Genomic DNA, 12,855 nt, shown 5'->3' with positions numbered 1-12,855 from the left:
ATCCATTTCATAAAACTTTCATCTTATTTTTGACTACTCATTGATTATACACCACCAATATTACAATCGTGTTACAGCTGGCTTACAGTTTCATAACAAGTGGCATTAAATCCATGAATTTCCTAGCAAAAATACAGTATTTATATTGTCAAATCGAGATTTCTTCTAAAACTGGTTTTTGTTTTGGGAACCACATAATCATGGTGGTACCTGTGCCATATTTGCTTTCTGCAGTCAATTTTCCTTTATGACTTTCCATGATTTCCTTTGCAATGGCAAGCCCCAAACCAGTACCACCCATAGCACGACTACGAGCTTTATCCACACGATAGAAACGTTCAAAAATTCTAGGCAAATCCGCTTTGGAAATACCCATACCTGTATCTTTGACCTTGATTTTATAGTATGTGTCATCCTCTTCTATGGAGATTTTGATGGATGCATTTTCTAGGCTGTATTTGATTGCATTTGTAACAATGTTGTTGATGACTTGACCCACACGATCCCGATCCCCATGTACCACAACTGGTGTATCCCATGCTTCAAATGTCAAAGTTTGGTTCTTTGCTTCTGCATGGATTCTATTTTGTTTCACAGTCATAGATAAGAAACCATTCATTTCCAATTCCACAATGTTCAATTGGACTTGTTTGTTGTCAAATCTGGATAATTGCAACAAATCACGCACCAAAAATGCCATACGATCCGCTTCACTATTGATGATACCCAAAAATTCTGTTGTGATTTCTGGATCTTCCATAGCACCATCCAACAAAGTTTCTGTGTAGCTCTTAACCGTGGTAAGAGGTGTACGCAATTCATGGGATACATTCGCCACAAATTCTTTACGCATATCATCCAATTTCTTCATTTCTGTGATGTCTTGCAACACCACAATAACCCCTTCCATACGTCCTACACCATTGTAGAAAGGTGTGAACTTGGCACCAATGAATTGATTGCCCACTGGGAAGGTAATTTGCTTAGAAGGTTCTGATTCGATATCCAAATATACACCAGCATTGATGTTATATTCTTTGACAAATCCAGCAAAGTCCATATCTGTGGATTCCAGACCCAAAAGCACCTTTGCAGTTGGATTCACCAAAAGCATTTCTCCATATTTGCTGAAGGAGATTACCCCATCACTCATATTATGCAACAAAATCTCCAAACGATTCTTTTCTTTTGAAATTTCTGAAATGTTTTTTTGAAGCTCCGATGCCATGTAGTTGAAACTACTGGTGAGTTGCCCAATCTCATCACCACTTTTCACCTTCAAAACCTGATGCAGATTACCTTCTGCCATATTCTTAGCACCCTTGGTCAATGCCAAAATAGGCACTGTTAGGGTTTGTGCAAATATATATCCCATACACATCGCCAAAAGCAGTGCAATTGCCACAGCAATGATGATGGTTCTGGTGGTCTGGTTCAAGCTGGTTTGCATATCACCTGCATCCAATCTGGTGTAGATGATGTATTCCACATCGCCAGTTTCGCCACGTACAGGCACAGCATAACTCATCCATTCCTTCATCAAACCAAAGGTATCAATGCTTTTTTCTCCTGTTGAGAAGGATGCTTCCCCATTCATTGCAGAAATAATGGCTTTGTCGGAATACATGGGATATGGCGCTTCCAAAACCGTTGTAGATGCAACCGTACTGCCCAAATCGTCCAAAATATTGCCTTGAATCCCAAACACATTGGTTACGGTTTTCAAAAGGCTTCCTTGAAAATCATCCATATCACCTTCCAAAACCTGTTCTGAAATTTTTTCTGCATATAACTCCAATTCTGATCTGGAGTTTTCCAATTCAATGTTTCTTAGGCTCAACAAAATATAGGTACCGCTGACCATCATAACAATCAGTACCAAACCAAGATACATTATAATCAATTTCCATTTGATGCTACGCCAAGCTGACAAAATCGTTCCTCATTTCCAATGCCACTGGAGGATACTATCCTCCCCTACGAATCAATTGATACCACCTATTATTCTGTAAAATCGAAGTAATAGCCTACACCACGTTTGGTCAACACATATTGTGGTTTGCCTGAATTATCTTCTACTTTTTCACGCAGACGACGCACCGTTACATCCACTGTACGTACATCACCAAAGTATTCATATCCCCAAACCTTCTCCAACAACACTTCTCTGGAGAACACTTGACCCTTTTGGCTTGCCAAGAATTTCAACAACTCAAATTCACGCAAAGTCAATTCCAAAACATCGTTGTCTTTTTTTACTTCATAACGATCCAGACAAATTTCCAAACGTCCAAATGTCAAAGCATTTCTTTCTTTTTCTACTTCTACAGTTTCTTGAGCTGGTGCTTGTCTACGCAAATTCGCTTTGACCCTAGCCAACAATTCACGCACACCAAAGGGCTTTGTCACATAATCATCTGCACCCAATTCCAAACCCAAAACCTTATCCACTTCTTCTGCTCGAGCTGTCAGCATAATAATTGGAGTGGATTTCTTTTCTCTTATTTTTTTACATGCTTCATATCCATCCATACGAGGCATCATGATATCCAATAAAATGAGATCTGGATTCTCAGAAAAAGCAAGTGCAACACCTTCCATACCATCAGATGCTTTGAGCACTTCATATCCTTCTTTTTTCAAGTTGAAGGCAATGATTTCCACAATGTTTCTTTCATCATCCACAATCAATATTTTTTTATTCATACATACCCTCCTTTTTCCAATAAACACTATTTCTATTATACTAGAAATCCAAAGTAATGTACATATTTTATGAGGAATTACCAAGTTTTGTAATGAAAACGAAACAATTGATTCTGGCGACCACAGGTCACCCCTACATTTTAGTTTTTTCACATTTTTTCTTAGTTTATTACATTCCTATGGATATTTGGCTTTTTTTGTAGTATGCTTGATACAAACAATGCACAACAACGCACAGAAAGGATGATCTTCTTGAAACGCAAACTTATAGTATTATCTACAATACTTTCCCTAGCTCTTTCCACTACTGTATTTGCCAGCACAACTTTCTCAGATGTACCAGATAACCATTTTGCAAGCGAAAGCATTAGTATTTTGGCAGAAAAAGGGCTTGTTTCTGGCAGTATAGACTCTGCTACTGGCGTTTCCTCCTTCAACCCAGAAGGCGCAATTACTTATGGCGAAGTCTTATCCCTGGCAACTCGACTTGTAGTTCCAGAATCCATCGACATTGGTGCCTATGTGGACAAATATGGTGAGGACCATTACCATTGGGCAACTGATTATTATATTGCAGCAGCAAAGACTGGTATCATAGATGATGATGACCTCTCTCATTTGAGAATTTCAAGAATGATGTATTTTGGTACAACAAATGGCATTCCCTATCTATTCAATGCAGAAGTGACCCGTGAAGAAATGGCAGTATTGCTATGCGATGCTGCAGCAGTCAATGGAGAAACTCTGGTTGCCGACGAAAACATCGGTTATGCCATAGCCGACTATCCATTCATTCACGAAATCGATGCAGTGAAAAAGGTATATACCGCAGGTCTTATGGACGGTGTAGACGAAATTGGAACCTTTGACAAAGATGCCACTATTACAAGAGCAGAAGTGGCTGTTATCTTCTGTCGATTGATGAACTATATTGATCGTATAGATGTTACAATCGATGTACCAACAGACAGCAATGGAAAGGAAATCACCTTTGAACCAATCGTTTCAACCATCGATAGCAATGGTGTTATGACCATTTACGAAGGTGCAATCCGTGATAATAGAAATGCACAAGCTGGCGATATCGTAATCAAAACAGATGGCACACAAGTTGTGTTAAAATATGGACCAAATGGTATTTTGGGCGAAAACCAAGGGGTTGCTGCTGATTTGGGATTGATGAATTGTTTTGGTCAGCCATTGCAAAACGGATGGAGTTATGGTTCACCTGATCATAGTATGACAGATAGCTTTGGCAATAGTTTAAACAATCAAACCTACAAACTAAACCCCATTACAGAATGCGCTCATTGGTCAAGTGAATTGCAACACATCGATTATCCAAGCTACGATGGAACATTTGTAGGCGAGTTGTCTCCAGATCGAAACTGGATGTGGTCAAGTTTAGATTGGTGGCTTCTCTGTTATAATACGGATCCCGCTAAGGTAGATGTGGATGCTATTTTGGAATTGAATGGTTTGTCCTAAGAAAAGTTTCTGGTGACCACAGGTCACCCCTACAAATCCTATTGTATTTTGTCGGTATGGTATTGCGGGTGATTCGTGAATCACCCCTACACCCATTTTCTTTGTCATTCCAAGTGTAACAAGGAATCTTTGGTTTTCACTAGTATGCTTAGAACAAGCAAACAACACACAGAAAGGATGATTTTCTTGAAGCGTAAACTTATAGTATTATCTACAATACTTTCCCTAGCTCTTTCCACTACAGCATTTGCCAGCACAACTTTCTCAGATGTGCCTGATACCCATTGGGCAAGCGAAAGCATCAGCGCTTTGGCAGAAAAAGGATATATTTCTGGTGTTACAACACCTGTCAATGGAGTTTCTACATTCAATCCTAGTGGTACCATTTCCTATGGGGAAGTATTGTCACTGGCAACACGTCTTGTGGCTCCAGAATATGTTGAAATTGGTTCCTATTTGAATAGTGGCTTGTATGATGTTGAAAATCGTTACCATTGGGCATTGGACTATTATTTAGCTGCATATAATAGCGGTATGGTAGATGATTCCTTATATCGTTCGCTTAGCATATATGGTACCGTCTATCAATTGTCCGCAGATGGATCAAAGACTCTAAAAACAACTGCAATCATGAATGCTCCTGTAACTCGTGAAGAAATGGCAATCTTACTTTGCTCTATTGCTGAAGTAAAAGGTGAAACTTTAACCGAAACAGAAAATATCGGTTATAACATAGCTGATTATTTACAAATTGAACATATAGACGAAGTAAAAAAAGTATACTCTGCTGGTTTGATGTGTAGCGTCAATGCAGAAGGTATTTTTAATCCAGATGCCACCTTAACACGAGCAGAAGCCGCTACTATTTTCTGTCGTTTGATGAATTTCACCGATCGTTTGGATGTTGTAATTGACGCAGAAACAGATGAAAATGGTGATGTTGTTGCTTATCAAGAAGCAGTCTCCACAATAGACGCAAATGGTGTTATGACCATTTACGAAGGAGGTTATCGATATAATAGTAGACTTGCTCAAGAAGGTGATATTTTTGTAAAACTAGACGGAACATCCATTGTGTTGAAAAAAGATAGCAATGGTGTACTAGCTGGTGGTCAAGGAGTTGCAGCTGACAAAGGAATGGAAGTACATACCAATTTGGGTATTGCAACAATAAAACACGATAGTTGTGTAAATGAGTTGGATATGACAGATAGTTTGGGTTGTAAATTACAATCTGCATATTATTGGATCAATTCTTTGACAGGCGAAGGACATTGGGATCCAGAGTGGCGTGCAATAACATCCCAACCAACCTTGACAGGCAACGAATACCCATTCCAATTATCAGAGGATATGAACTGGTTCTATTCCGAACTAGCAGGCAGTTGGTCACCTGTATATAGCAATGGACAAGCAGATATTTTAATTAATAACATCAATACTGCAAATGGTTTGTCCTAATCCCATAGAAAAAACGGTTGTGATTGCCACAGCCGTTTTTTATTGGAAAAAGATATATTTATGGGTTTTGTCATTGAGAGGTACCGAGGAATCTTAGTTTTTCACTCTTCACCATTCATTCTTCACTAAAAAAAGGTGGCTTTCGCCACCTTCATACTATCCAAAAACCATGATTTTTTCTTTTGATTTTAGCGTCGCAGACTTCAATCCACAGACGAAATCGCATTTCGTCGAGGACAAAAAGCGATTTCTAGGTGATTTATAGAATCACTTGCACGAGGAAATCGTCTTTTTCACATCTGTCTACAACTTAAAATCCTGATTTTAAGTTAATCTCTTAAAGTCTTGCTTCGAGTTCTGCTTTCATATCTTCGTAACCAGCTTTGCCAAGAAGTGCAAACATATTTTTCTTATATGCTTCTACACCTGGTTGGTCAAATGGATTTACATCCAACAAGTATCCACTGATACCAACTGCTTTTTCGAAGAAGTATACCAATGCACCAAAGTGCCATTCATCCATTTTGTCCATTTCCACAACCATGTTTGGAACGCCACCATCCATATGTGCAAGCATAGTTCCTGCAAATGCTTTGCTATTGACAAAGTGCATTTCTTTGCCCGCAAGGAAGTTGAGACCATCGCCATCTGCTTCATCAAAAGGAACTGCTACTGTGGATTTTGGTTCTTTACACCACAATACAGTTTCAAAGAAGTTTCTTTTGCCTTCTTGGATGTATTGACCAATGGAGTGCAAGTCTGTAGAGAAGTTTGCTGCTACAGGGAATACACCTTTGCCATCTTTTCCTTCACTTTCTGCAAAGAGTTGTTTGTACCATTCACCGAAGGAAGTCAAATGTGGTTCATAGTTTGCCAAAATTTCAACGGATTTGCCATCCATATAATACAAATAACGAAGTGCTGCATATTGGTAGCAAATGTTTTCTGCCAAAACAGGGTTTGCATATGCATCTTGTGCTGCTTTAGCACCTCCCATCACTTTGTCTACATCCACACCAGCAACAGCCATAGCCAACAAGCCAACTGCTGTCAAAACTGTGAAACGACCACCAACATCATCAGGAATCACAAAGGTTTCATAACCTTCACGATTACACATATCTTTGAGAGCACCACGAGCTTTGTCTGTAGTTGCAAAGATTCTTTCCGCTGCTGCTTCTTTGCCATATTTTGCTTCCAACATTTGTTTGAACAAACGGAATGCAATTGCAGGTTCTGTTGTGGTACCAGATTTGGAGATTACGTTGACAGAGAAATCACGATCACCCAAGATTTCCAAGATATCATTCAAATAAGCGGAACTGATGTTATTTCCCACAAAGTAGATATCAGGTGTGTCTTTTTTCTTTTCGTTGTAATAAGGTGTTTTGATGAAATCAAGTGCTGTTCTGGTACCCAAGTAGGAACCACCAATACCAATGACAATCAAAACCTCACTGTTTTTTTGAATTTTTGCTGCTGCTGCTTTGATTCTAGCAAATTCATCTTTGTCATATTCTGTAGGCAAGTTGACCCAACCAACAAAATCGTTACCTTTACCTGTTTTTTCATGAAGTGCTGTGTGGCAAGCCAAAACTTCTTCAGACATAGCCATCATTTTTGCTTTTTGTTCCATTTCCCCTTGTAATGCAAATTGAATACCCATTTGAAACGCCTCCTCTAAATTGTTTGATTATTGGTAATGGGTGAATATGGAATCCACCCCTACGAACATATTTGGTGGTAAATTGCGGTTGATTCGTGAATCAACCCTACACCGTATTGCGGTACATCATAAACCATTCCTCTGTAGGGGATGGCGTCCTCGACATCCCGCTATTTGTGGTTATTGACAATGGTTAGGCATGGAAACCCACCCCTACGAACATGTTGGGTGGTAAATTACGGTTGATTCGTGAATCAACCCTACACCGTATTGCGGTACATCATAAACCATTCCTCTGTAGGGGATGGCGTCCTCGACATCCCGCTATTTGTGGTTATTGACAATGGTTAGGCATGGAAACCCACCCCTACGAACATGTTGGGTGGTAAATTACGGTTGATTCGTGAATCAACCCTACGAAACATATTTGATTATTTCTATGGTTTACAGTATTCAGTCCTTCACCATTAGCTCTTAGTCAATTTCAACCAGTTCCCTCTACAATGATTTCTGTGATGGGTTCTGTGATGATTTCTTTGGAGATCTCTTCTTCAGACACAACAAATCCATTGATTCTAGTCACCTGAATGACACTCACTTTTTGACCAGCACGCCCTTGTTGCAACACTTGTTTTTGACCCGATGCAATGGAAGAATCGTATTGGTACTCATATTCTTTTGGTTCTATTGTGGTGTATTCTTGTAGCTCAATGGTTTTGACAGAAAGTTTTGGTTCTGCAATCATAATATTCAAAACTTCGCCTACATAAATACCAGTATCTATGGTCATACCTGGATTGAGGGATAAGATTTCTTCTACTGTTGTGTTGTTGTTAACTGCAATGTTATACAACGCATCCCCTTGTTGCACCACATATTCACCAGTGACCATACGCACTGTTTGGAGCAATGCCAAAGCATCTACTGTGGCTATGATTTCTTCTTGGTCAACAAATTCCTTTGTCACCTTCACCGTTTCCACAAAAGATACTTCCAAATCCACGCCTTCTGACAAATAAGGGCTTTGGATTTCTTCCAAAATGGAGTTGAGCTGTTCTTCTGTTGCCACAGAAAATTCTTTTTTGCCATCAATATACAAAGAAGCTGCATCCACTTGGTATGTCACCAAATTACGCACTTTAGGGAATAAATATTCCTCTGTACTGACATCTTTTTGATCCTTGCTGCTGATATGAATTGGTTCTGTGGTAATGGTTTCATTGATTTGGACTGTTGCGCCAACAGATGTGACCAGCTGTTCCTCCACAATGGTGATGATATCCTCTGCACTGACATTGCGTTCTTCCAAAATACCAATACGAGTGCCATCAATCATAACCTCTGTTCCATTTGGAAATGCAAAGGAGAAATACAGAATCAAAATTAAAATGATGACACCAACACCGCCAAATACTTGTTTTGGAATGCCACGATTCGCCAATGGCAAGTCCCCTTTTCTCTCATGCCACAACCTCTCCATACGTTCCATAAAGGTTTCATCTGGAATCCACTCATGTTGTTGCACAGGTCGTCTTTGCCCTTGTGGACGTTGACTTTGTGGACGTTGACCTTGTGGTGGTTGACCTTGTTGTTGGGTTCTTTGTGCAATGGATCGTCTTATAGATGATATACTTTCCAACACAAACCCTTGCACTCTTTCCACCAAAGATTCTGGTTGTTGTGGTTGAGGTGGTCTTGTTTGTCTTGGTCTATTTCTTCTACCAGATTCCAATTTGACACGTTCTTCTCTTTTTGGGAACATGGTGTTTTGCTCCATATTGTTACGTTCTGCTCTATTTTTCGGTTCTCTATCCAATAGGCACACCGCCTTTCTTTTTTTCAATAAAACTACATACATCTTTATTTTAAAAGATTCGACAAGATAATGCAAGAAAAACCACTATAAAATATCTGTTTTCCAAAAATTGTCCATGTATTTCAGCAGAATAGCAGTATATTGGCATACAAGACATTGTGGGGCGATGGTTTGTTGTTGCCGTGGAATCTGGCGACCACAGGTCGCCCCTACAAAATCCACAAACAACAATGATGTTTTTGTATATTCTTTCCAATTCCTACAAATACTTTAAATCTCACCAGTCACAGTTCCAGATTGTACATACATATGCTATGATGTTATTAGAAATATATCCCACTATACAAGGAGGGTTCTTATGTATTTAGACCAATGGAAACAAAATAAACAGCTTTATCCTGTGGCAATGCTTTTGGGTTCTGCCCTTTGTTTTGTTGTCTTTTTCAAATATCTATTTCCCATTGTTGCACCATTCTTTGTGGGTTGGCTTTTGAGTCTTTTGTTTCGTCCTTTGGTGAAACAGTTGGATCGCATCCATTTTCCACGTGGAATTTCTGCACTGCTTTCTATTTTACTGCTATTGGGTGGCATCAGTTTTTTGGGGTATTTCATTGGCAATCAGCTCTACATCCAAATGCAAACTTATGTTGCAAATGTGCCACAATATTTGGAACAATTGGAAGTTGCTTTTTCTTCTATTTGGAATCAGTTGCAAACATACCTTGTGGTATTTCCTGATTTTTTGACAGATTTCATCACCAATGGTCAAGAAAATTTCTTTTCTTTTTTATTTTCTCATGTACCTAGTGGTGAAGGTGCTTCTGCCATTTCCATCATCCCAAATTTCTTTTTGCAATGCATCATTTCTTTGTTTTCTGCTTATTTTTTCACCAAAGATGAAGAAAAGATTCAAGCATTCTACCAAACACATATAGCTCCCATTTTAGGAGAATCCTATACCCTAACCAAGAAGGAATTGTTGCTTTCTTTGGGTGGATACATCAAAACACAATTTATTTTGATGGGGTATGTGTTTGTCATTTGTTTCATTGGCTTTTTGGTATTGCAATCGCCATATGCGTTACTTTTGAGCATTCTCATTGCCATTATCGATGCCATACCTGTATTTGGCAGTGGGTTCATCTTATGGCCAGCAATCGCACTGCAACTGGTCAACCAAAACTACAAATTGGCAATTGGTTATGTGATTCTATATTTGATTTTGCAACTCACCAGACAGATTTTACAACCTAAGATTCTAGGAAATCAAATTGGTTTGCATCCACTGCCTACATTCTTTGCTATGTTCTTTGGATTCAAAACCATTGGCGTTTTTGGTTTGATTTTAGGACCTATTTATGCAGTGGTGTTGGTGGCATATTGCAAAAACAAAGAATCTTAAAGACAAGACCTTGGGACACTGTCTCAAACCCTGCAATCCTTTAAAAAGGATTAATCCAAACTTTATTCAAAAACATGTTTAGCCAGGATAAGATACGTATTGGAGATTTCAAAAGTGAAGGTTATTTATATTTTACGTAGTAAAATATAAGGCTAAAAACTAATGGTGAATGGTGAATGACTTGAATACACTTCATCAAACGGGATGCCCGGGACGCCATCCCCTACAAAAAATATAAATGTGCGACAATTGTGCTCTTTTCATCATAAATTGCCACAAAACAAATGGATAGATATGGAAGTCATTCCTATAAAACTAAAACCACAAAAGGAATCTAATCGTTATTTTGTTTTTTAGTCCTTCACCATTCACTTTTAGTCATTAGCCAATCTTCATTTATGAAGATTATAAGCATAATTTGTAATAAGCAATCTGCCAATACTTATCCCAGACTGAAAAAAAATAAAAAAAGATTCCTCATCTACAATGTGTAGTGTGAAGAATCTTTTATTTTGCTTAAAACATCATTTGTTTGATTGCAAACAGCACCGTCAAATGCAATGGATAAAACACATAGAGTGCATATTTAGGCAAATATACTTGTATCTTCCAATCTTTTTGGATCAAGGGCAATGCCAGCAAAGAAAGCACTTGTATGCTACTGCCTGTCATCAAAAACCAATAGACTTGCAAGCCAATTTGGCCCAGTGCCAAGGATTCCTTTTGCAAAATCCCAAAGAACAAAATGGTCAAAACACCATATGTACCACCCTCCAATGGCAACCACAAAGATATGGCAACCAGTAGGATACTCCAATGTTTGCGTTCTTGTTTCCACAGATGCAACACCAAAGCACCATATGCCAAAGTAGGCAATATATTGGAAAAGGTACGTTCAAATGCCATCATACAAATGGGTTGGGATATGAGTGCTGTAAGCAAAATACGCATTTCATATTTTTTGAAATTAGAAGTACACGCCACACCTGTTGCAACACCATAAGCGAACAATGGAAATGAAATCCTACCAATAACACGCAACCAAATGGCATTTGGAAACAACACAACACCCACATGGTCTATGAACATGGTGATGGCTGCAATCAATGACAAGATTTGATTGGGTCTCATGATTCTTGGAACATAGCTGTAGAAAGATAACGTTCACCTGTGTCTGGCAACAATACCACAATGCGTTTGCCTGCATTTTCTGGTTTTTCTGCCAATTGTTTTGCTGCAAAAAGAGCTGCACCAGAAGAAATCCCAACCAAAATACCTTCTACTTTGGCAATTTCACGTCCTGCTTCCATCGCATCTGGTGTGTCTACAGTGATGATTTCATCATAAATTGTGGTGTCCAATACTGTTGGAATGAAGTTTGCACCAATGCCTTGGATACCATGAGGTCCTGCTTTGCCTTCAGACAAAAGTGGTGATGTTTTCGGTTCCACTGCCACAACTTTTACATTTGGATTTTGTTCTTTCAAGTATGTGCCAACACCTGTGATGGTGCCACCTGTACCAATACCTGCCACAAAAATATCCACTTTACCTTCCATATCAGCATAAATTTCTGGACCTGTGGTTATATAATGTGCTTTTGCATTATCTTTGTTGTCAAATTGACCTGCCAAGAACGCATTTGGAATTTCTTTTGCCAATTCTTCTGCTTTTTCTACAGCACCATTCATACCTTTGGAGCCTTCTGTCAAAACCAACTCCGCACCATATGCTTTCATCAACATACGACGTTCCATGCTCATGGTTTCTGGCATAACAATCATAGCACGATAGCCCTTTGCTACTGCCATAATAGAAAGTCCAATGCCTGTGTTGCCACTGGTGGGTTCAATGATGGTTGCACCTGGTTGCAAAATACCAGCTTTTTCTGCTTCTTCCACCATAGATTTTGCAATTCTGTCTTTTGCACTGCCACCTGGATTGAAAAATTCCACTTTTGCAAAAATATCACCTTGCAAATTGTGTTGTTTGTTGTATTTTGTAAGCTCCAAAATCGGAGTTTTGCCTATCATTTGTTCTACACTTTGAAATAACATATAAAAACCTCCTTATATTTATGATATATCGGTACAATGGCGTATTGGTGTTCTACTACAATTTACGATTGCAATTATATTTGTCCCAATTAAAGATAAAAGGGCTTTTATATCTTGTAGGGTACGCATTGTATGCGTATCGAAAGTGGAATGCATACAATGCATTCCCTACACAATTGAGATGTATTCATGTATATTAGATCTCATTCAGTTAAATTGGGACTTATATTTTGAGTATAACATTTCCAAAGCTTCACCA

Annotated in this window: 9 protein-coding genes; 3 read left to right on the top strand and 6 right to left on the bottom strand. The window is 38.8% G+C overall.

The genetic code is table 11. From position 1 onward, the window contains the following. Positions 1 to 148: 148 nt before the first annotated feature. Both MJY40_RS02260 and MJY40_RS02255 read right to left on the bottom strand, forming a co-directional pair. The gene (locus MJY40_RS02260; protein ID WP_317855461.1) at positions 149 to 1,933 is read right to left on the bottom strand and encodes an ATP-binding protein; all 1,785 of its coding nucleotides are present in this window, start codon (positions 1,931 to 1,933) and stop codon (positions 149 to 151) included. A 68-nt stretch (positions 1,934 to 2,001) separates the two neighbouring features. Further along, positions 2,002 to 2,706 (bottom strand): response regulator, encoded by a 705-nt coding sequence (locus MJY40_RS02255; RefSeq protein WP_317855460.1) that lies wholly within the window; start codon positions 2,704 to 2,706, stop codon positions 2,002 to 2,004. 252 nt (positions 2,707 to 2,958) lie between these two features. Between MJY40_RS02255 and MJY40_RS02250 the strand changes: the two genes are divergently transcribed. Next, entirely contained in the window at positions 2,959 to 4,194 is a 1,236-nt protein-coding gene (locus MJY40_RS02250; RefSeq protein WP_317855459.1) for an S-layer homology domain-containing protein, read from the top strand. 186 nt (positions 4,195 to 4,380) lie between these two features. After that, a complete protein-coding gene (locus MJY40_RS02245; RefSeq protein WP_317855458.1) occupies positions 4,381 to 5,655 on the top strand; it encodes an S-layer homology domain-containing protein in 1,275 nt (424 codons plus the stop codon). Between the two features lie 337 nt (positions 5,656 to 5,992). Here MJY40_RS02245 and MJY40_RS02240 read toward each other — a convergent pair whose 3' ends face one another. Continuing rightward, entirely contained in the window at positions 5,993 to 7,321 is a 1,329-nt protein-coding gene (locus tag MJY40_RS02240; protein ID WP_331488214.1) for a glucose-6-phosphate isomerase, read from the bottom strand. A gap of 484 nt (positions 7,322 to 7,805) precedes the next feature. Next, positions 7,806 to 9,137, bottom strand: a complete 1,332-nt coding sequence (locus MJY40_RS02235) for a G5 domain-containing protein (protein ID WP_317855457.1) — start codon at positions 9,135 to 9,137, stop codon at positions 7,806 to 7,808. 358 nt (positions 9,138 to 9,495) lie between these two features. On the opposite strand from MJY40_RS02235, the gene ytvI reads away from it, so the two are divergent. Then, positions 9,496 to 10,539 carry a sporulation integral membrane protein YtvI gene (gene ytvI, locus MJY40_RS02230; protein ID WP_317855456.1) on the top strand — a complete coding sequence of 348 codons (1,044 nt, stop codon included), beginning with the start codon at positions 9,496 to 9,498 and terminating at the stop codon, positions 10,537 to 10,539. A gap of 516 nt (positions 10,540 to 11,055) precedes the next feature. Here ytvI and MJY40_RS02225 read toward each other — a convergent pair. Beyond that, a complete protein-coding gene (locus tag MJY40_RS02225) occupies positions 11,056 to 11,670 on the bottom strand; it encodes a TraX family protein (RefSeq protein ID WP_317855455.1) in 615 nt (204 codons plus the stop codon). Beyond that, positions 11,667 to 12,596, bottom strand: a complete 930-nt coding sequence (gene cysK / locus MJY40_RS02220; protein ID WP_317855454.1) for a cysteine synthase A — start codon at positions 12,594 to 12,596, stop codon at positions 11,667 to 11,669. Before cysK ends, MJY40_RS02225 begins: the two co-directional genes overlap by 4 nt. Positions 12,597 to 12,855: the final 259 nt, after the last annotated feature.

This window comes from Chakrabartyella piscis (genome assembly GCA_030067835.1).
GTDB lineage: Bacteria > Bacillota > Clostridia > Lachnospirales > Anaerotignaceae > Chakrabartyella > Chakrabartyella piscis.
Note: the sequence above shows the minus strand (reverse complement) of the source record. Positions and strands in the feature narration are given on the sequence as shown.